General features: G+C 73.4%; 20 protein-coding genes and 1 pseudogene. 9 read left to right on the top strand and 12 right to left on the bottom strand.

The annotated features are described in order from the left end of the window. Positions 1-3: 3 nt before the first annotated feature. The 5 genes from C8E97_RS25685 (at position 4) to C8E97_RS25665 (ending at position 4,812) form a co-directional block, all read left to right on the top strand. Positions 4-1,356 (top strand): class I adenylate-forming enzyme family protein, encoded by a 1,353-nt coding sequence (locus C8E97_RS25685; protein WP_121008018.1) that lies wholly within the window; start codon positions 4-6, stop codon positions 1,354-1,356. A 28-nt stretch (positions 1,357-1,384) separates the two neighbouring features. After that, on the top strand, positions 1,385-1,960 hold the full coding sequence (gene idi / locus C8E97_RS25680) for an isopentenyl-diphosphate Delta-isomerase (protein ID WP_121012373.1): 576 nt from the start codon (positions 1,385-1,387) through the stop codon (positions 1,958-1,960). 557 nt (positions 1,961-2,517) lie between these two features. Then, a complete protein-coding gene (locus C8E97_RS25675) occupies positions 2,518-3,432 on the top strand; it encodes an XRE family transcriptional regulator (RefSeq protein ID WP_121008017.1) in 915 nt (304 codons plus the stop codon). Between the two features lie 50 nt (positions 3,433-3,482). Further along, positions 3,483-4,001, top strand: a complete 519-nt coding sequence (locus C8E97_RS25670) for an HD domain-containing protein (RefSeq protein ID WP_121012370.1) — start codon at positions 3,483-3,485, stop codon at positions 3,999-4,001. 187 nt (positions 4,002-4,188) lie between these two features. Next, positions 4,189-4,812, top strand: coding sequence for a DUF998 domain-containing protein (locus tag C8E97_RS25665; protein ID WP_246019162.1), 624 nt, complete (start codon positions 4,189-4,191; stop codon positions 4,810-4,812). Here the strand turns inward: C8E97_RS25665 and C8E97_RS25660 are convergent. Beyond that, positions 4,776-6,389, bottom strand: a complete 1,614-nt coding sequence (locus C8E97_RS25660) for an AMP-dependent synthetase/ligase (protein WP_121008015.1) — start codon at positions 6,387-6,389, stop codon at positions 4,776-4,778. The genes C8E97_RS25665 and C8E97_RS25660 overlap by 37 nt on opposite strands. A gap of 238 nt (positions 6,390-6,627) precedes the next feature. Between C8E97_RS25660 and C8E97_RS25655 the strand changes: the two genes are divergently transcribed. Then, complete coding sequence (locus C8E97_RS25655) at positions 6,628-7,035, top strand: type III secretion system chaperone family protein (RefSeq protein ID WP_121008014.1); 408 nt, start codon at positions 6,628-6,630, stop codon at positions 7,033-7,035. Positions 7,036-7,106: 71 nt separating this feature from the next. Here C8E97_RS25655 and C8E97_RS25650 read toward each other — a convergent pair whose 3' ends face one another. Beyond that, positions 7,107-7,829, bottom strand: coding sequence for a TetR/AcrR family transcriptional regulator (locus tag C8E97_RS25650; RefSeq protein ID WP_246019160.1), 723 nt, complete (start codon positions 7,827-7,829; stop codon positions 7,107-7,109). Positions 7,830-7,983: 154 nt separating this feature from the next. Here C8E97_RS25650 and C8E97_RS25645 point away from each other — a divergent pair, with 154 nt between their 5' ends. Both C8E97_RS25645 and C8E97_RS25640 read left to right on the top strand, forming a co-directional pair. After that, entirely contained in the window at positions 7,984-9,423 is a 1,440-nt protein-coding gene (locus tag C8E97_RS25645) for an MFS transporter (RefSeq protein WP_246019159.1), read from the top strand. A gap of 35 nt (positions 9,424-9,458) precedes the next feature. Further along, a complete protein-coding gene (locus C8E97_RS25640) occupies positions 9,459-10,415 on the top strand; it encodes an isopenicillin N synthase family dioxygenase (RefSeq protein ID WP_246019158.1) in 957 nt (318 codons plus the stop codon). A gap of 153 nt (positions 10,416-10,568) precedes the next feature. Here C8E97_RS25640 and C8E97_RS25635 read toward each other — a convergent pair whose 3' ends face one another. Genes C8E97_RS25635 through C8E97_RS25625 form a run of 3 tightly spaced genes read right to left on the bottom strand, consistent with a single transcriptional unit; the run spans position 10,569 to position 13,555 of the window. Next, positions 10,569-12,047, bottom strand: a complete 1,479-nt coding sequence (locus C8E97_RS25635) for a glutamate-cysteine ligase family protein (protein ID WP_121008011.1) — start codon at positions 12,045-12,047, stop codon at positions 10,569-10,571. A gap of 9 nt (positions 12,048-12,056) precedes the next feature. Further along, a complete protein-coding gene (locus tag C8E97_RS25630) occupies positions 12,057-12,719 on the bottom strand; it encodes a 4'-phosphopantetheinyl transferase family protein (protein WP_121008010.1) in 663 nt (220 codons plus the stop codon). Beyond that, positions 12,716-13,555, bottom strand: a complete 840-nt coding sequence (locus C8E97_RS25625) for a metallophosphoesterase family protein (RefSeq protein ID WP_121008009.1) — start codon at positions 13,553-13,555, stop codon at positions 12,716-12,718. Before C8E97_RS25625 ends, C8E97_RS25630 begins: the two co-directional genes overlap by 4 nt. 425 nt (positions 13,556-13,980) lie before the next feature. Here C8E97_RS25625 and C8E97_RS36880 point away from each other — a divergent pair. After that, positions 13,981-14,316 (top strand): annotated as a pseudogene (locus C8E97_RS36880) (transposase); the annotation flags it as partial. A 271-nt stretch (positions 14,317-14,587) separates the two neighbouring features. Here the strand turns inward: C8E97_RS36880 and C8E97_RS25615 are convergent. The 7 genes from C8E97_RS25615 to C8E97_RS25585 form a co-directional block, all read right to left on the bottom strand. Continuing rightward, the gene (locus C8E97_RS25615) at positions 14,588-14,875 is read right to left on the bottom strand and encodes a hypothetical protein (RefSeq protein WP_121008007.1); all 288 of its coding nucleotides are present in this window, start codon (positions 14,873-14,875) and stop codon (positions 14,588-14,590) included. A 57-nt stretch (positions 14,876-14,932) separates the two neighbouring features. Further along, entirely contained in the window at positions 14,933-15,214 is a 282-nt protein-coding gene (locus C8E97_RS25610; RefSeq protein WP_121008006.1) for a hypothetical protein, read from the bottom strand. A gap of 291 nt (positions 15,215-15,505) precedes the next feature. Next, positions 15,506-16,678, bottom strand: coding sequence for a histidine kinase (locus C8E97_RS25605; RefSeq protein ID WP_121008005.1), 1,173 nt, complete (start codon positions 16,676-16,678; stop codon positions 15,506-15,508). Beyond that, positions 16,675-18,384, bottom strand: coding sequence for a sodium/solute symporter (locus tag C8E97_RS25600; RefSeq protein ID WP_121008004.1), 1,710 nt, complete (start codon positions 18,382-18,384; stop codon positions 16,675-16,677). The genes C8E97_RS25605 and C8E97_RS25600 overlap by 4 nt, the downstream gene beginning before the upstream one ends. Further along, on the bottom strand, positions 18,381-18,770 hold the full coding sequence (locus C8E97_RS25595; protein ID WP_121008003.1) for a DUF485 domain-containing protein: 390 nt from the start codon (positions 18,768-18,770) through the stop codon (positions 18,381-18,383). The genes C8E97_RS25600 and C8E97_RS25595 overlap by 4 nt, the downstream gene beginning before the upstream one ends. Continuing rightward, on the bottom strand, positions 18,767-19,606 hold the full coding sequence (locus C8E97_RS25590) for a LytR/AlgR family response regulator transcription factor (RefSeq protein WP_211347135.1): 840 nt from the start codon (positions 19,604-19,606) through the stop codon (positions 18,767-18,769). The genes C8E97_RS25595 and C8E97_RS25590 overlap by 4 nt, the downstream gene beginning before the upstream one ends. Positions 19,607-19,708: 102 nt before the next feature. Continuing rightward, the gene (locus tag C8E97_RS25585) at positions 19,709-22,702 is read right to left on the bottom strand and encodes an AfsR/SARP family transcriptional regulator (protein ID WP_121008002.1); all 2,994 of its coding nucleotides are present in this window, start codon (positions 22,700-22,702) and stop codon (positions 19,709-19,711) included. Positions 22,703-22,726: the final 24 nt, after the last annotated feature.

The following is a 22,726-nucleotide window of genomic DNA, read 5'->3' as shown; positions in this document are numbered from 1 at the left end:
CCGATGCGCGACTACGTCACCGAACTGCTGCGCCGCCACGGCGACGACGTGCCGCTGTTCAGCCACCACCACACCGTGACGCACGGCGACCTGCGCGCGTCGGTGGCCGCCGAGGCGGCCCTGTTCGCCGCGGCGGGCGTCGGCGCGGACAGCAACGTCGCCGTGCAGGTGCCGCCGAGCTTCACCCAGCTCGAAGTGGTGCTCGCGCTGTGGACGCTGGGCGCGCGGGTCGTCTCGTTCGACCACCGGTTCACGCGCGCCGAGCGCGAGGTGGAGCACGCGCTGGCCCGACCGCAGTTCGTCGTGCGCGCCACGGGCCACGTCGGCGGCGCGTTCCGGGAGCGCTACGAGCTGGTCACCGAGCGCAGGCCGGACGGCGTGCCGGCGACCACCCGGCACCGGCTGGTCCAGTTCAGCTCCGGTTCCACCGGCACGCCGAAGATCATCGGCCGCGACACCGCGTCGCTGGTCCGCGAGGTCGAGCGGTTCGCCGCCGCCGAGGGCATGGTCCGCGGCGGCGAGCGCCTGCTGCTGCTCAACAACACCGCGTACAGCTTCGGCCTCGTCGGCGGGCTGCTGCACTCGCTCGCGCAGGGCGTGCACCTGGTCTTCCCACGGCAGGGCACCGCGGCCGACGTCCTGCGCGCCGCCGCCGCGCACGAGGTCCACTTCATCACCGGCCAGCCGTTCCACTTCGCCCGGCTGGCGGAGCACCCGGACCGCGCCGCGCTGCGCACCGTCCGGGCGGCGTTCTCCGGCGCCGAACTCATGCCGCCGGAGGTGGCCGACCGGTTCGCGAGCGCCTACGGGTTCCGCGTGGGTGAGTGCTTCGGCACCACCGAGACCGGCGCGCTGACGCTCGACGTGGCGGGCACCACCCGGCCCGCGGTCGGCAGGCCGTTGGGCGACACGCGACTGCGCGTGCGGGACGGCCTCGTCGAGGTCGCCCTGGAGGACTCGCCCTACCTGCGCGACGACGGCGTGGTGCGCTACGCCGACGGCTGGTTCCGCACCGGCGACCGCGGCGAACTCGACGCGCGCGGCAACCTGCGCCTGCTCGGCCGGAGCGACTCGCTGGTGATCGTGCGCGGCCAGATGGTCGACCTGACGGAGGTGGAAGCGGCGCTGCGCAGGCACCCGCGCGTGGCGGAGGCGATCGCGGTGTACGACGGCCGGGTCGAGGTGTACGTCGGCGCGGAGAGCGACACGCTGTCCACCGAGGACGTTGCCCGGTGGTGCCGGGAGCTGCTGGTGGAGTACAAGCACCCGCAACGGATCCACGTGCTGCGCACCCTGCCCCGCACGGCCAACGGCAAGCTGCTCCGCGACCCGAAGGCACTCGCCGCCGCGCGGTGAACCCGGCCGGTGTGGCAAGGTGATCCGCGTGGAACAGGTCGTGCTGCTCGACGAGTCCGGTACCGGCATCGGCGTAGCCGACAAGGCGCACGTGCACCACGCGGACACGCCGCTGCACCTGGCGTTCTCCAGCTACCTGTTCTCCCCGGACGGGCGGCTGCTGCTGACCAGGCGGGCGCTGCACAAGAAGACGTGGCCGGGGGTGTGGACCAATTCGTGCTGCGGCCACCCCGCGCCGGGCGAGGACGCGGCGTCGGCCGTCGCGCGGCGGTTGGCCGACGAGCTGGGCCTGACCGGTGTCCGACTGGACCTGGTGCTGCCCACCTTCCGGTACCGGGCGGTGATGGAGAACGGCGTGGTGGAGAACGAGATGTGCCCGGTGTTCCGGGGACGACTGGACCACGACCCGACCCCGAACCCGGACGAGGTGGACGACTTCGAGTGGGTCCCGTGGTCCGATTTCGTGCCGGCGGTGCTGGCCGGCGTGCGCCCGATCTCCCCTTGGTGCGCCCTCCAGGTGGAGGAACTGGCCACCCTCGACCCGGACCCGTGGACCTGGCCCGTCGCACCGACCACGTCCCTACCACCCGCCGCACGACCTTAGACACTCCCGACCAAAGCCGCACCGACCCAGACCCACCGCACCGCACCGCGCAGCACAGACCTCTGGTCTCGTGTTCTCCCCGTATGGCCTGCCCGCAGGGCGACCACAGTCGGTCAGGGGGCGCAAGCACGCTTCACCGCTTGCGCCCCCTGACCGACTGTGGTGGTCTTTGACAGGCCATGCGGGGAGAACACGACGCCTTTAAAGCTTTTCCTCCCCGGCGGCCTGCCCAGCGGCGAGCGCTTCTTTAAAGCTTGTGCGGGCGCCTTCCGCACGGAAGTTCTTCGGTTTTAGCGGGTCAAAGCGGAAAAGAAGGGCGCTCGCCGCTGGGCAGGCCACCAAGGATGAGGGCAAAGCTTCTTCGAAGCTTTGCAGGGCTGCGTGTCATCCCCGTACGACCTGTCAAAGACCACCACAGTCGCCAGAGGGGCGCAAGCGGTGAAGCGTGCTTGCGCCCCTCTGGCGACTGTGGTTGCCCTGCGGGCAGGCCGTACGGGGATGACACGCAGCCGGCCGTGGTGTGCCCTGGGGGCTGGTAGCCGACTGCGAGCGGACGGGTGTCGGCGAGCCACGAGGGACCCGATCAGCCGGGATCGGCGCAGCGGGAAGAGGCATTCGGACGGGCAACCGACGCGGACCTCGTGCTGTCGACCGGGGTCGAGGCTGGTTGCGGGTGGGTCGACCCGGATCTCCACCCGCTGGCCACAGGCGTCCACCGCAAGGACCTGACCAACTTCATCACCTGGCCGTTCACCCGATGCCCGCCGCCACAGTTGTCGGAGTTCGTGCCGAAAATCCCGAGGCGCGGCCCCGCGGCGACATACCCGTCGCTCGGAACCGATGAAGAGGTGCGCTTCTTCGACCACCTCCGAGTGGTCGCGGACCACAAGGGGAGCGCGGGGGAGACGCTCCTGCGACGTCAAGCGGTCTACCTCCTCGGTTTCGATCGTCGTGAAGAGGTGGCCGAATGGCTTCGCGCGGAATGGTTCCGGGCCGGGCGGAAGCCCTTCCGGCCCGATGATGTGACGAGCCTGCTGGCGGCCCGCTCCGCAGCGGTGGCTCTCGCGACAGCGGGCGACAGCTCGCACATCCATGACTTCGTCGCGAGAGCCGCCACTACGAATGCCGAGCTCGTGAACCTGAACTACTGGGCGCATTGGATCGGCGAGCTGCCCGAAACCCAGGCCGATGACTCGTTCATGCTGTCACCGGACAAGCACGGCTGGTCGGGCGTGCGCCTGCTTTCCCACCTCACCGAGCGCCTGAACCCGAATTCGCCGCACCTGCCCCTGAACCTGCACACGACGCAGGCGCTCGTGGCGGCACGCCCCGCTCTGCTCAGCGGCAGTCCGCAGGCTCGGGCGGCCCTGGCACAGGCCCTGGATGGACTGATTGACAGCGGCACGCTGACCCGCCTCGGCAGCAGCCATGTCACGATGCTGAACTACGCGTTGCGGATCTCAAACCACTAGGAGACGACGTGTCGGACCAGGCTGCCGGGTTGGCCGCGTTCGGTTACGAGATGGGCGTTCTGAAGAGGGTTCGCCGGGCCGGCTGGTGGCACGCGGGCGTGCGCGATCCGGAATCGGTGGCCGAGCACACCATGAGGGTGGCCCAACTCGCCGCGCTGATCGCGGCCGAGGAAGGCGCCGACCCCGCGCGGTCCGCGTTCCTCGCGCTGTGGCACGACACGCAGGAGACCCGGACCGGAGACCTGCCGCACACGGTCAAGGGGTATCTCGAAAAGCCCGATCCGCGTCGGATCACGGCCGATCAAACAGCCGAGCTGCCGGAACGCTCCCGCGACGCGGTCCGAACCGCTGTGGACGAGTACGAGGCGGGCCAGTCCCATGAGGCGCTGTGCGCCGGTGACGCGGACAAGCTGGAGATGCTGCTCCAGGCAATCGAATACCGGGAGGTAGGTGTCCACCGGGTCGAGGGGTGGATCGACTCGGCGCTGAAGAACCTGAACACGACGACCGCGCGCGACATCGCGCAGGCCGCCATCACGCTGTCACCTCTCGCATGGCGCAACCGGTAGCGGGTGCCCGAAACGCCATCGCGGTGGAACGCGATCGGCGAGCCGGAGCGAGCGGGGGAGCTGTCGGTTCGCTGAACAGCGGAACACGGTTCGGGGTTGGTCCGTTTCGACCGGTGTGCTGACCGATGGAGTTGCTCCGACCCGTTCCCGTGCCCGTCCCGTCGCCTTCGGTGGGGCCGCCGCCGTCGTGCTGACCGTCGTCCTGGTCGGCTCGTTGGACCTGCATCGGCTCGCGACCACCGCGGTCGGCTTGCGGCGCACCATCTCCGAGTACGCGCTGGGCCCGCACCGCTGGGTGTTCGACACGGCCGTGGTGCTGCTCGCCGCCGGGTCGTTGGCGATCCTCGGCGTGCTGGTGCGCAGGGGCATCACGCGCTGGGTGTCGCCGGGCTCGGTGGCGTTGGCCGCGTGGTCGCTCGGGCTGGCCCTGGTCGTGGTGTTCCCCAAGCACGACTGGTCGGTGGGGCCGAGCGTGAGCGGCGGCATCCACCGCGTGGCGAGCCTCGTCGCGTTCCTCAGCCTGCCGCTCGCGGCCGTGCTGCTCGCCCGCCCCTGGTTGCGCGACGCCGCCTGGGGAGCGCACGCCCGCCGGACGTTCCGGCTGGGTGTGCTGTCGGCGCTGAGCTTCACGCCGATCCTGTACGCGATCCTGGTGGACGTCCTGGTCGGCACCCCGTGGTGGCGGGTGTTGCCGCTCGGCTACGTGGAACGGCTGCTGGTGCTGGTCGAGGTGGTCGCCGTGCTGGTGATCGGGTGGTGGGCGATCGCGGTCGCTCAACCCGCGTACAGGCTGTCCAACACCTCCCGGTAGCGGCTCTCGATCTCCTTCCGCCGCATCTTCAGGCTCGCGGTCAGGGTGCCGTCCTCGACCGTGAAGTCCTCGTCCAGCACGGCGAACTTCTTGATCGTCTCGTGCCGCGCGAGCCGGGCGTTGGCCGCCTCGACGGCGTCGCGCACCTCCGCGTCGACGTCCAGGCCCTCGGGCGTGGTGTCCGGGTCGAGGGTGACCAGCGCGACGCAGTAGTTGCGCTGGTCGCCGTGCACCAGGACGTGCCCGATGTACGGGCTGGCGGCCTTGACCTTGCTCTCCACCGCCTGCGGCGCGACGTACTTGCCCGACGACGTCTTGATCAGCTCCTTCTTCCGGTCGGTGATGCGGAGCCTGCCGGCGGCGTCGACCTCGCCGATGTCGCCCGTGCGCAGCCACCCGTCGACGAGCGCCGCGGCGGTCTCCTCGGGCAGGTGGTGGTAGCCGCGCATGACGCCGGGCCCGCCGATGAGCACTTCGCCGTCCTCGGCGATGCGGACCTCGGTGCCGGGCAGCGGTCGCCCGACCGTGCCGAACTCCTGCTCGCCCGGCCGGTTGAGGAAGGACGCCGCGCACGACTCGGTCAACCCGTAGCCCTCCAGGATGGTGAGGCCCGCGTCCGCGAAGAACCGGCCGACCTCGGGCGACAGCGGCGCGGAGCCCGAGACGAAGTACCGGATGCGCCCGCCGACGCGGGCCCGGAGCTTGGCGAACACCAGTCGGTCGGCGATCTTCCGGCGCACCGCCCACTCCGGGTGCCGCGCCACCTCCAGCGCCCAGTGGAACAGCTTCTCCCGCACGCCGCCCTCGGCGCGCACCGTCGCGAGGACCCGGCCGCGGATCTTCTCGAACACGCGCGGCGCGCCCGCCACGATCGTCGGCCGCAGCTCCCGGAGGTTGTCCGCGATCCGGTCCGCGTCGCCGTCCACCGCCGTGGGCACCCCGGTCGCGATCATGGCGAGCTGGAGCACCTTGCCGAAGGCGTGCGACATCGGCAGCCACAGGAAGTGCAGGTCGTCCGGTCGCAGCACGTCCAGCTCGGCGACGCCCCGTGCGGTGTGCAGCCAGTTCTCGTGCGTCAGCTCCACGCCCTTGGGCACGCCGGTGGTCCCGGACGTGTAGATCAGCGTCGCCAGCCGGTCGGGGGACAGGTCGTCCACCATCGCGTCGTAGTCGCCCAGCTCCGACGTCGGCAGGGCGTCCGTGGTGACCACGCGGACGTCGCCCACCTTGCCCGCCAGGTCGGGGTCGGCGACCACGAGGGTGCTGCCCGAGTCGCGGATGACGTGCGCGGCCTCCTCGGGCGTGCTGTTGGGGTAGACGGTGGTCGTCACGCCGCCCGCCGCGAGCACGGCCAGGTCGGCGATGATCCACTCCGCGCTGGTCCGCGCCACGATCGCGACCCGCGCCTCCTCCTTCACCCCGAGCTGCCGGAAGCCCAGCGCATGGGCGCGGACGGCCGCCGCCACCTCCGCCCAGGTCAGCGACTCCCACCGGCCGTCGACCCGGTGGCGCAGCGCTTCCGCGTCGGGTGTCGCGCGCACGCGTGCGCGCAGCAGATCGGGAATGGAACGGCTCACGGCGACCTCCCGATGGGTGGAGCGTTGTTCGGTGGTGCTGGGTGCTGCCGCTCGGCACGCCGGGAGCGCGCTGGTGGGTGGCCCGCTGTCCCGCGTCCACCAGCGCCGGCGTCGCGTCCAGCACCGCCTGCTGACGATTCTGGCCCACGCCCGCCGGCGGCGGGGACGGCGAGCGGGTGGTGCGCGGCCCCGTCGCGGTGGCCGCCGCGGGGCGTCGTCGCGCCTCTAGGGTGAGCGCATGGCTTCTTGGGGTGACCTCGCCGCGTACATCCGCGCCACCTACGACGTGATCTCCGAGCAGGAGGACGAGATCCGCATCCTGTTCAACTTCGAGCAGTTCAGCGAGGACGACGACCGCACGCAGGTGATCATCCTGGTGCGGGAGGTGCTGGACAAGCTGCACGAGTGGGTGCAGATCGCGTCGCCGATCGGCCTCGCGGCGAACGTGGACCTGCGCGCGCTGCTGGAGGAAGTCGGCCACTCGACGATCGCGTGCGGCGCGGCGATCATGGGCGACCACGTGGTGCTGCGCCACTCGCTGCCGCTGGTGGACCTGGACATCCACGAGTTCACCGACCCGCTGGCGCTGCTCGCGGGGACGGCGGACCAGTTGGAGGAGCAGTTCTTCGGCGGCGACAACTACTGAGGAGGGCGGTCGGCGCGCGGGACCGCGCGCCGACCCGGTGAGCCGCGCGCCGACCCGAGGGGCCGCGACGCTCACGACCCCCGGCCGGCCCGCCCCGCGATCCCGTCGAGCAGGAACTCCAGGCCGGTGGCGAAGCTGCCGTCCCAGTCGTCGTCGTAGAGGTACCCGTTGTCGGCCAGCGTCGGGTACCGGTCGCGGTCCGCCGTGAGCTTCGCCTGGCCCACGCGGCGTTCCTCGTCGGTGATGCGCAGCGCCGTCTGCGCGCCCGCCGAGCCGAAGACGTGGTTGTAGAGCGCCCACGCCGCGGCGGCGAGCCGGGTGCCGGACAGCCCGCCGCGGACCAGCGTGGCCTGGAGGACCTCCATCCGCGCGAGGAAGTTCGGCCCGATGGTGGGTCGTCGCCGCGCCGGCACGGCGGCGGCCCACGGGTGGCGCAGCAGCGCGGTCCGCCAAGCGGTCACGACGGCCGTCACGCCTGCCCGCCAGTCCTCGCCGCGCCAGTCGTCCCCGCGACCGTCCTCACCGCCACCGCCACCGCCACCGCCGCCACCGCCCGCCACCGGCACCTCGCCGAAGATCGCGTCCACCGCGAGGTCGATCACGTCGTCCTTGGTGTCGACGTGCCAGTACAGCGACGGCGCGGCCACCGCGAGCCGGTCGGCGAGCCGCCGCATGGTGAGCCGGTCGATGCCCTCCTCGTCGAGCAGGGCGACGGCCGCCTCGACGATCCGGGCGAGCGTCAGCGGCGGCTCGCCCTTGGGCACGCGTCGCGGACGCAGCCAGACGCTGTGCACCTGATCGTCTTTTCCCTGGTCACACCCGTTTCCCACGCTGTCCACCGCACCCGTCCGCCGATGCCGGCCGACCAGCCGGCGCGGTCAGTGTAGTAGCGTGTTCGCCACAACTAACAACGTTCGATACTTCTAACGACGTTAGGCGGTAATGGGTGTGACCGAGCACGAGACCGGGGGACGGCGGCGGTGGTGGGTGCTGCCGGTGGTCTGCGCCGCCCAGCTCCTGGTGGTCCTGGACGGCACGATCGTGAACATCGCGCTGCCGTCGGCGCAGCGGGAACTGGGCCTGACCGACGCGAGCAGGCACTGGGCGATCACCGCCTACGCGCTGGCCTTCGGCGGGCTGCTGCTGATCGGCGGCCGGGTGAGCGGCGCGCTCGGCCACCGGCGGGCGTTCGCCGTCGGCCTGGCGGGATTCGCCGTCGCGTCCGCCCTGGGCGGGCTCGCCGCCGACCCGGTGGCGCTGTTCGCCGCGCGGGCCGGGCAGGGCGTCTTCGCGGCCCTGCTCGCGCCGGCGGGGTTGGCGTTGCTGACCACCACGTTCACCGGCACGCGGGAACGCGGGCGCGCGCTGGGCGTGTTCGCCGGTGTCGGCGCGGCGGGCTCGGCCGTCGGGCTCGTCGCGGGCGGGCTGCTCGCGGAGCACGCGGGCTGGCGCTGGTGCCTCTACGTCAACGTCTCCGTCGCGCTGCTCGCCCTGCTCGGCACGGCGCTCGTGCCCGCCGACCGCCCGAGCGGCCGTCGCGGGCGGCTCGACGTCGCGGGCGCGGTGCTCAGCGCCGCCGGGTTCGGCGCGGTCGTCCTCGCCTGCGCCGAGGCGGGCCCGCGCGGCTGGGGATCACCGGTCGTGCTCGGACCGCTGGCCGGCGGCGCGCTGCTGCTCGCGGCGTTCGCCGCCGTCGAGGTCCGGGCGGCGGACCCGCTGCTGCCGGTGCGCGTGCTCCGGCACCGGGCCCGCTGCGGTGCGCTCCTCGCGATCACCCTGGTGTTCGTCGCGATGTTCGGCTTCTACCTGTTCATGAGCTACTACGCGCAGGACGTGCTCGGGTGCACGCCGGTCCAGGCGGGCCTGGTGCTCATCGTCAACGCGCTGGCCGCCGTGGTCGGCTCGACGGTCGCCGGCCGGCTGCACGGGCGCGTGCCGCCCGCGGCGCTCGTCCTGCCCGGCCTGCTCGCGGCAGCCGCCGGGACGGCCGTGCTGACCCGCCTGCCGCCGCAGGGCGTCGACGTCCTGTGGTCCCACCTCCTGCCCGCCCTGGTGCTCACCGGGCTCGGCCTCGGCTGCGTCCTGCCGCCGACCGCCGCCCTCGCCACGTCGGCCGTCCGACCGGAGGACACCGGCGCGGCCTCGGCGACCTACCACGCGGTGCAGCAGCTCGGGGCCGCGCTCGGCACCGCGCTCCTCAACACCGTGGCGGCCGGCGCGGCCGGGACCCACCTGGCGGCGCACCCGGACGCCGCGCCCGTCGAGGCGCAGGTGCACGGCTACACCACCGCGCTGACCGCCGCCACCGCGATCCTCCTCGCCGCGGTGCTCGTCACCGCGCCCCTGATCGCCTCCCGCGGGCGGGGCACCGTGCCCGCCGCGCGGTAGCGCGCCGTTCCCGAACACCGGAAGGAAGAACTGCCGTGAGCAAGGAAACCGTCACCCTGGTGGACGGCTACGTGCCGGTCATCGACCTCTCGTCCCGAGGCGGCGAGGCGGGGCGCGTGGCCCTGGCCGACGCCATCGGCCGGGCCTGCGAGACGTCCGGCTTTTACGTCGTCGTCGGCCACGGCGTGCCGTCGGACCTGGTGGAGCGGATGCGCACCGTGACCAACGCCTTCTTCCGGCTGCCCGACGCGGAGAAGGACCTGGTCGCGAGCCGTCCAGGCGTGTCCGGGTACCGCCGGTCCGGCGGCACCACCGCGCGGAGCCTCGACCGGAGCACGCCACCCGACATGTGCGAGGCGTTCGGCGTGCACGTCACGGGCGACCTGCCCGACGCCGAGCGGGCGCGCCTCGGCGACTACCCGTCGACCTGGCGGCTCGCCAACGCCTGGCCCGCGAACCCGCCCGGCTTCACCGCCACCTGGCGGGAGTACCTGGCGGCCGTGACGGCGCTCGCCGACGACCTCGTGCGCCTGTCCGCCCGCGCGCTCGGCCTGCCCGAGGAGCACTTCGCCGACCGGTTCGGCCGGCACGTCTCCTCGCTGGTCGCCAACTACTACTACCCGCGCGTGCACGACCCGCTGCCGGGCCAGCTCCGGCGCGGCGCGCACACCGACTTCGGCGCGCTGACCGTGCTGTACCAGGAGCACGACAACGGGGGCCTCCAGGTGCTCCGGGGCGAGGACGACTGGCGGGACGTCCGGGCCGTGCCCGGCGGGCTGGTGGTGAACATCGGCGACCTGATGGCCCTGTGGAGCGGTGGCCGGTGGGTGTCGACCATGCACCGGGTGGTCAACGCCGAGCCGGGGAACACCTCGTCCCGGCTCTCGATCCCGTTCTTCCACCAGCCCGACCACGACGCGCCGGCCGGTGACGTGACCGCCGGTGAGTGGATGGCGGAGAAGACCCGGAAGCTGTTCGCGCCGGCGGACTGAGGCGGGCGCGGTCCGGTCGACGCGGCACACCCGTCGCGTCGACCGGACCGCGAGCACCGCACGAGAGCCCGGCGACGCGTGCCGCCCGAGCCACCACCGACCGCGCCGCAGGAGCCACCACCGACCGCGCCCGGCGCAGGGCGACCGGTGCGCCTACTGCACGGGCCAGGTGTGCACGGGTTCGTTGGTGTGCATCAGGTCCCGGTAGCCGCGCAGCATCCGGCGCAGCGCCTCGGGCCGGTCCAGCGACGTGTGGTCGTAGTGCCGGTGGAAGGAGCCCGCCTGCCACGTCGCGCCGTTCACCCCGGTCAGGCAGCGCTGCTCGATCACGCCGAGCAGCCGGTCCCGCTCCTCCTGCGCCACCTGGAGCTTCACCAGGCCCTCGTGCGCCAGCGGCAGCAGCCGCCGCAGCACCAGCTCGGCCACCGGCACCGTGCCCAGCCCCGGCCAGTACACCTGCGCGTCGAGGCCGTGCCGGGCGCCCGCGGTGAAGTTCTCCTCGGCCGCGCTGAACGACATCTGCGACCACAGCGGGCGTTCCTCCTCCGCCAGCATCCGCACCAGGCCGTAGTAGAACGCCCCGTTCGCCAGCGTGTCCACCACGGTCGGCCCGGCGGGCAGCACCCGGTTCTCCACGCGCAGGTGCGGCTGGTCCCGCACCACGTCGTACACCGGCCGGTTCCACCGGTAGATGGTCCCGTTGTGCAGGCGCAGCTCCGCCAGCGAGGGCGTGTCGCCGCGCTCCAGCACCTGGACGGGGTCCTCCTCGTCGCAGATCGGCAGCAGCGCCGGGAAGTACCGCACGTTCTCCTCGAACAGGTCGAAGATCGACGTGATCCACCGCTCGCCGAACCACACGCGCGGTCGGACGCCCTGCTCCTTCAGCTCGTCGCTGCGGGTGTCGGTGGCCTGCTGGAACAACGCGATCCGCGTCTCCCGCCACAGCTCCTTGCCCATCAGGAACGGCGAGTTCGCGCCCACCGCCACCTGCACGCCGGCGATCGCCTGCGCCGCGTTCCAGTACGCCGCGAACGAGTCGGGCGGCACCTGGAGGTGGAACTGCGTCGAGGTGCAAGCACCCTCCGGCACGATCGAGTCGGCCGTCATCTGGAGCTTGTCCACACCGCTGATGGAGATGTGCAGGTCCTCGCCGCGCGCGGCGAGGACCTGCTCGTTGAGCAGCCCGTAGCGGGGGTTGCCCGACAGCGCGTCCCGCGCCATGTGCTTGGCCTGCAACGTCGGCAGGATGCCCACCATCACCATGTGCGCGTCCACGGCGCGCGCCTTGCGGTCGGCCTCGTTCAGGGAGTCGCGCACCACCGACTCGAACCCGCTGATGCCGCCCGCCGTCAGCTCGCGCGGCGCGACGTTGATCTCCAGGTTCCACTGCCCCAGCTCGGTCACGAAGTCCGGGTCCGCGATCGCGTCCAGCGCCGCCGCGTTGCGCATCGCCGGGTCGCCCGCGTCGTCCACGAGGTTCATCTCGATCTCCAGCCCGGTCATGGGCCGGTCGAACTCGAACCTGGACTCGCTCAGCATCCGGGCGAACACGTCCAGGCAGCTGCGGACCTTCGTGCGGTACCGCGTCCGGTCCTCCCGGGTGAACTCCTGCCGTGCCACCTCGTCGCCCATCACTGCCTCCTAGGTCGTCAAGGCAGGTACCGCGATAGCGGTCACCACAAACCCCTCCCTCGCCAGCCAGCGACCGGTGAACCCGTCCAGGGGCACCCCGTCCACGACCGGCGCCTCGATGAGCACCCGCGCGCGGAACGTGCCGTCGTCCGGGTTGACCGTCAACTCCGCATCCTCGAACCCCAGCCACGTCCGCGCCAGCGGGAACCACGCCTTGTAGACGGTCTCCTTCGCGCTGAACAGCAACCGGTCCCACGCGACCTTGTCGCCCGCCTCGCGCAGCGCCGAGACCATCTCCAGCTCCGAGGGCAGCGCGATGGCCTCCAGCACGCCCGGCGGCGTCGGCTCGTTCGGCTCGGCGTCGATGCCGATCGTCCACACCCGGTCGGTGCGCCCGACCGCCGCCGCGCGGTAGCCCTTGCAGTGCGTGATGCTGCCCACGACGCCGTCCGGCCACGTCGGCTCGCGGCGCGGGCCGGCGAGCAGCGGCACGGGCGGGATGCCGAGCCGCCCGAGCGCGGCCCTGGCGCAGTGCCGCCCCGTGGTGAACTCCTTGCGCCGCTTGTCGACGGCGTTGGCGACGAGCTCGGCCTCCTCCGGGAACAGCTCGACGTCGTGGTCCTCGAACGTGTCGACCGCCGAGACCGCCTCGGGCAGGATGTCGGCGATCACCGGGCGTCCCCTTCCCGCAGCACGTCCAGCAGGGGCGCCCGCGTCCAGCCGCGTGGCTGCCACTCGCGCGGGTAGCCCAGCGACACCTCGTCGAACCGCACGCCGTCCTTGCGGATGGTGCGGGGGATGTGCAGGTGGCCGTACACCGCGACGGCCGCGCGGTAGCGCAGGTGCCAGTCCGCGGTGCGCTCCGTGCCGCACCACAGCGCGAATTCGGGGTACCGCAGCACGAACGTGGGGTCGCGCACCAGTGGCCAGTGGTTGATCAGCACCGTCCGCAGCGCGGTGTCGACCGCGTCCAGCCGCCGCTCGGACTCCGCGACCCGCGCCGCGGACCACGCCTCCCGGCTCGGGTACGGGTCCGGGTGCAGGAAGTACTCGTCCGTGCACACCACGCCCGCCTCCTGCGCCGCGGCCAGCGCGGACGCCTTGTCCGTCGTGCCGGCGGGTCGGAAGGTGTAGTCGTAGAGCGTGAACAGCGGCGCCACCGCGACCGGCCCGCCCGCTCCCTCGAACACCGCGAACTCGTCCTCGGGGGTGAGGACGCCGAGGCTCCGGCACAGCTCGACGAGCTGCTTGTAGCGCACCTCGCCGCGGCTCTGGACCGGGTCGTCCTTCACCGTCCACAGCTCGTGGTTGCCGGGTGACCACACCACCCGGCGAAAACGCTTGCGCAGGGCGTCCAGGGCCCATTCCACGTCGTCGAACTTCTCCGCCACGTCACCGGCCACGATCAGCCAGTCGTCGGGGGAGCCGGGCTCGATCGCCGACACGAAGTCGCGGTTCTGCCGGTAGGTCACGTGCAGGTCGCTGGTGGCAAGCAGGCGCGGTGTCACGGGTCGAGGGTATCCGTCTTCGAGGGGCGCGAGCGGGCTTCCCGAAACCGACCGCTCGCCCGTTCGTCGCGCCTGGAGCGCCGCTGGGCGGTACCCGGGTGGCCGTGTGACGCTGACTCACCCCGTTCGACCGGAACGCGGTTACCGGCGGGCGGCCGGCTTCCTAGCGTGATGGGCATCACGGCAGTCCTGTGGCGGAGGACCTGATGACCGACTACGCACGAACCGCGCAGCCGTTCGGCCGCACGGTGGGCGCCGAGATCGCCCGCCAGGCCCAGCAGCACGCGCACCCGGCCGTCGCGCCCCGGCGCGACGAGGCGGCGCTGGCGACCCTGCTGCGCGCCCGTCAGCGCGGCGACGCCCAGCGCCAGGAACCGTGGGTGCGCAGAGCGCCGGAACCGCCCCGCAAGCCACCGCACGCCGACGTGGTCGAACAGCTGGCGGCCCGACTCGTGCCGCCGTCGCTGTGGGCGATGGTCGAGCCGCTGATCCCGCCGGCGAAGGTCCGCCGCCAGGGCGGCGGCCGCGGCCGGGTGTCGGACCGGGCCCTCTTCACGGCCATCGTGTTCGTCCTGTCGAGCGGCTGCGCGTGGCGGCACCTGCCCGCGACGTTCGGCGTGACGGTGCCGACCGCGCACCGCCGGTTCCAGGAGTGGACCGACATCGGCCTGTGGCTGCGGCTGCGCCGGGTCGCGGCGGAGAACGACTCGCCGGAAGCCGAGTGGCTGCGCCTGCTGCTGGACGCGGCGGAGCGCCGTGCGGGGGGTGTCTGAGCTGTGTTGGATTGCCGCGACTTCGTCGCGGCGGGCTCGGCCGCCCTGTGGTCGGGCTGTCGCGCCTGATTTCCCGCCGATCGAAGAGCGTGATCGGCGGGAAATGAGGCGCGACAGCCCGACGGCGGCCGTGCCGGATGGCCGCTGCTTCGCAGGCGGCGGGAAATGAGGCGCGACAAGCCCGACGGCGGCCGAGCCGTGTGATCCTACGGAGTGAGGAAGTCCCGGCTCGGAGTGCGGGAGTCGGCTGGGGTCGGGATTAGATGTCGTCCTTGGTGCGGTACCAAAGGCGGTAGTTCTGGCCCTCCGGCTTGCACTTGTAGGCGATCCACTTCTTGGCCAGGATGCCGGCTTCACCGGCTGCCACGCACCGCTTCTTGTTGCCGAACAGGCCGTCCTTGTGCGGGTATTCCGCCGAGATCCGCTCCACGCCCTGGGCGTCCTGCGGTGGGGTGGCGGCCTCGGTCGCGCCGGCGGGTGCCGCGACCAGGACCAGGCCGAACGTACCGGCGGCGAGAACGGGGATGACACGTCGGATGACGGACATGGCTGACGATTCCTTCCGGTTGTGCGGTGTTCGCCCGGTGCGCCCTGTGGTGGTCGGTCAGCGGTAGTAGAGCACCCACATCTTCCGGCCCTTGGGCACGCACCGGTATTCCTTCCACCGGCCGGCGGCTTTGTAGCCCGCGCCGACCGCGATGCAGTGGATCGCCTTCTCGTACCGGCCGAACTCCTTCCACTCGCCCTGGTACGCCGACGCCGCGGCGGGCCACGCGGGCTCCTGCGGCGGGGCCGGCGTGCTCTCCGCGGTCGCGGTGCCGCTCATGAGGGAAAGGCACAGCGCGGCGACGCCCGCGACGGCCGGCAGTCGGGTCGCGATCGACATCTCTTCTCCTTCCGGAAAACGCGCGGGAATTCGACACCGGTGCGGCGATCGGATGTCGCCCGGAACGGCGGGGCGATCGCCTGCCACCCCTCGGGTGGTGCCACCGGGCCGCCGGGTCCGGTTCGATTGTGGTCCCGCCGCGACGCGGGACGACAGTCGAGCCACCCGACGGGGAGGGCTTTCACCCCACCGGTCGTCGGGTTCCCGACGGGGTCACCCGCCGTACCGCTCGAAACGCGCTCGCGAATGACGCGGACCACACCACCGCGCCTTGCGCGGGGCGCGGTCCGCTCAGGCGTGCACGCCGGCCCGGTACTTCGGCACCCGGACGCTGACCTTCGTGCCCAGCCCCTCCGCCGTCTCGACGACCAGGCCGTAGTCGTCGCCGTAGCAGCGCCGCAGGCGTTCGTCGATGTTGCCCAGCCCGATGCCCGCGGTCGCGCCGACCTGCCCCGCCAGGGTGCGGCGCAGCGCCTCCGGGTCCATGCCGATCCCGTCGTCCTCGATGGTGATGTGCGCCTCCTGGCCGGCGTCGGCGGCCAGGATGGAGATGCGGCCGGGACCGACCTTGCCCTCCATGCCGTGCCGGACGGCGTTCTCGACCAGCGGCTGGAGGCAGAGGAACGGCACGGTCACCGGCAGCACCTCGGGCGCGATCTGGAGCGTCACCTGGAGCCGCTCGCCGAACCTGGCCCGCTCCAGCGCCAGGTACTGGTCGATCGACCGCAGCTCCTCCGCCAGCGTGGTGAAGTCGCCCGCCCGCCGGAACGAGTACCGGGTGAAGTCGGCGAAGTCCAGCAGCAGCGTCCGCGCCCGCTCGGGGTTGGTCCGCACGTAGGACGCGATGGCGGACAGCGAGTTGTAGATGAAGTGCGGCGAGATCTGCGCCCGCAGCGCACGGACCTCGGCCTCCACCAGCCGCGTCCGCGACCGGTCCAGCTCGGCCAGCTCCAGCTGTCCCGACGCCCACCGCGCGACCTCGTTGGTGGCCCGCACCAGCCCGGCGGACGGCTCCCGGCTGTACGCGGCGAGCACGCCGACCACCCGGCCCTCCACCGCCAGCGGCGCGAGCACCGCCGTGTGCACGGTGCAGTCGGGCTCGTCGCACGCGATGTCGAACGCCCGCGTGCGGCCGGTGGCGAACACGTCGCGGGCCAGCGTCATGGCGTCGGCCGCGTGGTGGTCGCCGCTGCCCTCCCACGCCACGACCTCGCTCTCGTCGGTCAGCGCCAGCGCGGGCGTGCCGAGCAGCGTCCGCAGGTGCTTGGCCGACTTCTTCGCCGCCTCCGGCACCAGCCCGGCCCGCAGCGGCGGCGCGGCGGACCACGCCGTGTGCAGCGTCTCGAACGTGATCCGCTGCTCCTGGGTCAGGAAGTCGTTGCGGTGGCGGGACGTGCGCCACAGCGTGATCACCACGGCCAGGCCCGCCACCAGGATCGCGCCCGCCGTCCACACCGCCGTCACCGGCGGTCCTGGCTGCGCAGACCCAGGTTCTCCGGCGCGTGCAACCGCACCATGACGTGGTTCACCCCCGGCGGCACCCTGCGCGGCGTCAGCAGCGACACCACGTACATCACGACGAAACCCAGCGGCACGGTCCACGCCGCCGGCCTGGTCAGGAACACGTTGCCGCCGCCGAGGCCGATGGTGACCAGGCCGGCCACCAGCGCGGGCACGCCGCCCGCCAGCATCCCGGCCACCGCGCCGACCGTGGTGATCCGCGTGCTCCAGATGCCCAGCACCAGCAGCGGGCACAGCGACGACGCGGCCACGGCGAACGCCAGGCCCACCATGTCCGCCACCGGCACCTTGCCCACCAGCCACGTCATGCCCAGCGGCACCACCACCGCGAGCACCGTGGACACCCGGAAGCCGCGCACACCGCGCAACCGCAGCACGTCCCGGCTCAGCACCCCGGCCAGCGACACCGCCAGACCGGACGACGTGGACAGGAACGCCGCGAACGCGCCACCGGCGACGAGCGCGCCGAGCAGCTGCCCGCCCACCCCGTCCACCAGCCTGCTCGGCAGCACCAGCACCACCGCGTCGGTGTCGCCGGTCATCAGCAGCTCCGGCGTGTAGAGCCGGCCGAGCGCGCCGTAGATCGGCGGCATCAGGTAGAAGGTGCCCAGCATCGCCAGCACGATCAGCGTCGTGCGCCGGGCCGCCCGGCCGTTCGGGTTGGTGTAGAAGCGGACGATCACGTGCGGCAGCCCCATCGTGCCCAGGAACGTCGCGATGATCAGCGAGTACACGGCGTACAAGGGGAAGCGCTCGCCGCCGCGCAGCGGCAGCGCCCAGGTCTCGTTGGTGTGGAACGGGATCGACGTCATGCGCGGCACCGCCGCGCCCTCGGGGAACACCAGCCGCGAGCCGGCCGCCACGGTGTGCTCGCCGACCGCGAGCCCGACCGGCCCGTCGACCCGCGCGCCGTCCACCGCCCCGGCCCCGGTGAACACCACCGGCCGGTCGACGTGGATGGTCGTGTCGCCGTCGAACCCGACGGTGGTCTCGCGCGGGAACACCGGCAGCTCCGGCCCGTTCAGGTCGCGCGCGCCGTGCGCGTGCCAGGCCATCACCAGGAACACCACGGGGACGGTGATCGCGGTGAGCTTGAGCCAGTACTGGAACGCCTGCACGAACGTGACGCTGCGCATCCCGCCGGAGATGACGTTGGCCGTCACGACCACCGCGACCACCACCGCGCCCAGCCAGTCCGGCGCGCCCGTGACGGTGTGCAGCGTCAGCCCCGCGCCCTGCAACTGCGGCAACAGGTACAGCCACCCGATGCCCAGCGCGAGCACGCCGGCCACCGCCCGCACCACGGGCGACGCGAACCGCGCCTCGGCGAAGTCCGGCAGCGTGTACGCCCCGCTGCGCCGCAACGGCGCCGCCACCAGCGCCAGCAGCACCAGGTAGCCCGCCGTGTACCCGACCGGGAACCACAGCATGTCCGGCCCGTGGGCGAAGACCAGCCCCGCGATGCCGACGAACGAGGCCGCCGACAGGTACTCGCCGCCGATGGCGGAGGCGTTCCACCACGGCGACACCGTGCGCGAGGCGACGAAGAAGTCCGACGTCGTCCGGGAGATCCGCAACCCGTACGCCCCGACCAGGACCGTGCCGACCGCGACCACCACGACCGCGACGACGCCGTAGGCGCTGTTCACGAACGCTCCACCAGCTCGGCGAACTCGCGCTCGCCGCGCTCGGCCTGCCGCACGTAGAACCAGCCCGCCAGCACGAACACGGGGAACACCAGCCCGCCCAGCAGCAGCCACGGCAGCGGCAGCCCGAGCAGCCGCTGCGCCGCGACCGACGGCGCGAGGCGGAACAGCAGCGGCAGCGCCGCGACGCTCCCGCAGACGACCCCGCACAGCAGCAGGCCGAGCCGCCGCTGGGCCCGGATCAGCGACCGCATGTAGACGGCGCCCAGCTCGCTCTGCTCGTCGATCTCGCGGGACGCCGGGTACGGGCGGCGCACGCGCGGCGCGCGGGTCCGGGGACTGGTCACCACCACCCGCTGCCGGGCGGGCGGCCGGTCCGGCGCGCTCACGGCGACTGCCGGTTGCGCCGCACGAGGAGCTGCCGCAGGTGCCGCGCGTGCCGTCGGCTCACCGGCAGCACCGCGCCGCCGATGTTCACGCTCAGGTGCCCGTCCTCCAGGCGCAGCTCGTCGATGTGCCCGAGCGACACCAGGTGGCTGCGGTGGATGCGGACGAACCCGGCCGACCGCCACCGCTCCTCCAGGCCGTTCAACGCGGCCCGCACCAGCCCGCTGCCGGTCGCGGTGTGCAGCCGGGCGTAGTCGCCGTGCGCCTCGACGTACCGGATGTCGGCCAGCCGGATGAACCGCGTGATGCCGCCCAGCTCCACCGGGATGACCTCGTCGCCCGCGTCGGGCACCTTCTCCACGGGCTTGGCCGGCGCGGGTTCGGCCGCCCTCGACTCCACGACCTCGTGCACGATCCGGTGCACCGACTCGGCCAGCCGCTCCGGCCGCACCGGCTTGAGCAGGTAGTCCAGCGCCTTCAGCTCGAACGCCTCGACGGCGGGCTCCTGGTGGGCCGTGACGAACACGATCGGCGGCGGCTGGGCGAACCGCGACAGCACCCGCGCCAGGTCCAGCCCGTCCAGGCCGGGCATCCGGATGTCCAGGAACACCGCGTCGACCGCCTGCCCGGCGTCCATCGCGCGGTGCAGCGTGCGCAGGGCCTTCGTCGCGTCCGTCACCGCTTCGACGTGCGCCACGCGGGGATCGGACTCCAGCAGGTAGACCAGGTCGTCCAGGGCGGGGGCCTCGTCGTCCACCGCGAGCACCCGGAGCCCGCGCTCCAGCGCGCCGCGGCGGTCCGGCCCCTCGCAGAGCGGGCAGGGGAGTCCTGACGTCATGGATTTCCAATGCGGTTCGACGGCGTCGGCGATGAGTCCATCGGACGGTCATCCTCGCCCCTGGGGGTGGCGGAGGGCAATGAGCGCGGCGCGTCCTCCCGGTCACCCCGCGTGGTCGGGGCGCGGGGTCGCGGCCGGCGCGTCCAGCTCGGTCAGCAGGCCGACCGCCATCTCGACGAAACCGTGGAACCCGCTGCGCCCGGCCAGGTCCAGGGCCAGCCGGGCGTGCCGCACGGCGTCCGACCGCCTGCCGTCGCGGCGCAGGGCCTGCCCGAGGTGGAGGTGGGACCTGGCCATCCCGTACCGGTACTCGCAGGCGGTGGCCAGCTCCAGCCCGCGCAGGTGGGCGGCCACCGCCCGCTCCGGCTCGCCCAGGTTGCGCAGCGCCACGCCCAGCGCGTGGTGCACCTCGCACTCGATGCGCGGGCTGCCGCCCACCTCCTGCGCGAGCGCGAGCGACCGCTGGGCGGTGCGCAGCGCCTCGACGTGCTCCCCGCCCAGCGACAGCGCCGTGGCCAGGTGCGCCATGCCCTCGGCGCGGGGGTGCCGCGCGCCGCTGCGGTACCAGTGCGCCAACGCCTGCCGCAGCAGCGCCACCGCCTGCCCGTACTCGCCCTGCGCGGTGTGGCACCGGCCGAGCAGCGCCGCGCACGTCGCCTCCAGGTTGACGCCGTCCGCCGCCCTGGCCAGCGCCAGCCCCTCCGCCAGCCGGTCGCGGGCCGGCCCGAACTCGCCGCGCATCAGGTGCAGCGCGCCCCACCCGGCCAGCGCCGAGATCCGGACGTGCGGGTGCGCCGGCGCGGCCTCGCCCAGCTCCGCCATCCGCGAGAACGCCGCCGCCGCGGCGGGCAGGTCGCCGAGCTCCAGGTTCACCACCCCGTCGAGCCCGGTGTGCAGCCACCGCGTCCGACCCGACGGCGCGGTCGTCCGCAGGTACGCCTGCGCCATCCGCAGGTCGCCCAGGTTGCGGTGCTCGGTCGCCAGCCACACCACCATCGCCACCTCGGCGTCCCGGTCGCGGGCGGCCCGCGCCGCGCCCAGCGCCGCGCCCACCGCCCGCAGGAACTCCACGTGGTGGCCGTGCGACCCGAAGTACCCGCTCACCGCCTCGATCAGCTGCCACGCCAGCGGCAGCGGCCCGTGCGCCGCGCAGTGCTCGGTCGCGGCCAGCACGCCGGCCCGCTCGGCGGTCAGCCACGCCCGCGCCTCGTCCGCCGGCATCGTCGGCGCGCCCGAGGGCGGGCGCAGCTCCGGGTACAGCACGTCGCCGACCTCGACCGCGGTCCGCAGGTACCACTCGAACAGCCGCCGCCGCGCGCCCTCCACGTCCTCGTCCTCGGCGGTGGCGCGGTCCACGGCGTAGTCGTGCAGCAGGTCGTGCAGCGCGAACCGCTCCGCGCCCACCCGCTGCACGAGGTGCGCCGTGGCCAGCTCCTCCAGCAGCCGCCGCGCCTCGCCGATCGGCGCGCCCAGCAGCGCCGCCGCGCCCGCCGCGCTGAAGTCCGGCCCCGGCACCAGCCCGGCCAGCCGGAACAGCCGCGCCGCGCCGCGACCCAGCGCCGCGTAGGACAGGTCGAACGCCCGCCGCACGGCCGCCGTGTCGTCGTTGTCCACCGCCAGGGCCGCCAACCGGTCGCCGCCGCGCAGTTCGTCCACATAGGACTCGATATCGGCGTGCGGCGAGCCGACCAGGTTGCCCAGCGCGATCCGCAGGGCCAGCGGCAGGTAGCCGCACAGCCTGGCCAGCTCGGCGATCGCGTCGAACTGCGCCAGCGCCGCCTCCGGGCCGAGCGACCGCGCGAGCAGCTTCCACGCCTCGTCGCCGCGCAGCACGTCCAGCCGGACCAGCGCGGCCCGCAGCGGTTTCCGCAGCTCGTTGCGGCTGGTGATGACGACCGAGCACCCCGGCTCGCCGGGCAGCAGCGGCAGCACCTGCTCCACCGACGCGGCGTTGTCCAGCGTGATCAGCACCCGCCGCCCGCGCAGCCGCGCCCGGTAGCCCCGGACCAGGTCGTCCTCGTCCACCGGGATGTGGTCGGCCCGCACGCCCATCGCCCGCAGGAACCGCGCCAGCACCGCCGACGTGGGCAGCGGCGCGGACGTGGAGTGCCCGCGCAGGTTCACGTACAGCTGCCCGTCCGGGTAGCGGTCGCGCGCCGCGTGGCCCACGGCCGTGGCGAACGCGGTCTTGCCCACGCCCGGCGGTCCGCACACCACCACGGTCGCGCCCGCGCGGGTCAGCAGCGCCGTCACGCGCGCCAGCTCGGCGGCGCGGCCCACGAAGTTGCCCACCGGCGCGGGCAGCTGCGACACCGGCGCCCAGGCGTTCGCGGCCGGCTGGTGCAGCGCCGGGTCGCCGGTGAGGATCGCGTGGTGCACCGAGCGCAGCCCGTCGCTCGGGTCGACGCCGAGCTCGCGGGCCAGCGCCGTGCTGGCCTGCCGGTAGGCGTCCAGCGCGTCCGCCTGCCGGTCCACCCGGTACAGCGCGACCATCAGCTGCGACCAGAACCGCTCCCGCAGCGGGTGCTGCGCGGTCAGCCGGCGCAGGTCGGCGATCACCTCGTCGCACCGGCCCAGCCGCAGCTTCACGTCGATCAGCTCGGAGGTCACCCGCAGCCGCTGCTCGGCCAGGTTCGGCGCCTCCGCCTCGTGCAGCGACTCCGAGGGCACGTCCGCCAGGGGCGCGCCGCGCCACTCGGCCAGCGCCCGCTCGTAGGCCGCGCACGCGGCCACGTGGTCCTCCGCCGCGACCAGCGCCGCGCCCTGCTCCGCCAGGTCGGTGAACCGGTGCAGGTCCAGCGCGTCGTGCCGCAGCTCGATCCGGTAGCCGGTGGGGGTGGTGTGGATCAGCTGCGGGTCGCCGAGGGCGCGGCGCAGCCGCATCACGTACACGGGCAGCGTCTGGGCGGCGCGGTCCGGCGGCTGCTCGCCCCACACCCGGCGGATCAGGTCGGCGGCGGGCACCGAGCGGTTCGCGCCCAGCAGCAGCGTCGCGAGGACGATCCGGTGCTTGGCGGCGGTGATCGGGACGATCCGACCCTCCCGGCGGACCACCAGCGGCCCGAGCACGCCGAACTCGTCCTGCGACAGGGTCAATCGCCTCCGCTCCCTCCCGACCTT

Origin of the sequence: Saccharothrix australiensis, assembly GCF_003634935.1 — a bacterium.
Classification (GTDB): Bacteria; Actinomycetota; Actinomycetes; order Mycobacteriales; family Pseudonocardiaceae; genus Actinosynnema; species Actinosynnema australiense.
The sequence above is the reverse complement of the archived record's forward strand: the minus strand, read 5'-3'. Positions and strand labels throughout refer to the sequence as shown.

Bases quoted from the DNA above. Each gene is read 5' to 3' on its own strand.
- C8E97_RS25685 (WP_121008018.1), top strand. From the start codon at position 4: ATGCGCGACTACGTCACCGAACTGCTGCGCCGCCACGGCGACGACGTG.
- C8E97_RS25670 (WP_121012370.1), top strand. From the start codon at position 3,483: ATGGGCGTTCTGAAGAGGGTTCGCCGGGCCGGCTGGTGGCACGCGGGC.
- C8E97_RS25655 (WP_121008014.1), top strand. From the start codon at position 6,628: ATGGCTTCTTGGGGTGACCTCGCCGCGTACATCCGCGCCACCTACGAC.
- C8E97_RS25635 (WP_121008011.1), bottom strand. From the start codon at position 12,047: ATGGGCGACGAGGTGGCACGGCAGGAGTTCACCCGGGAGGACCGGACG.
- C8E97_RS25615 (WP_121008007.1), bottom strand. From the start codon at position 14,875: ATGTCCGTCATCCGACGTGTCATCCCCGTTCTCGCCGCCGGTACGTTC.
- C8E97_RS25610 (WP_121008006.1), bottom strand. From the start codon at position 15,214: ATGTCGATCGCGACCCGACTGCCGGCCGTCGCGGGCGTCGCCGCGCTG.
- C8E97_RS25590 (WP_211347135.1), bottom strand. From the start codon at position 19,606: ATGACGTCAGGACTCCCCTGCCCGCTCTGCGAGGGGCCGGACCGCCGC.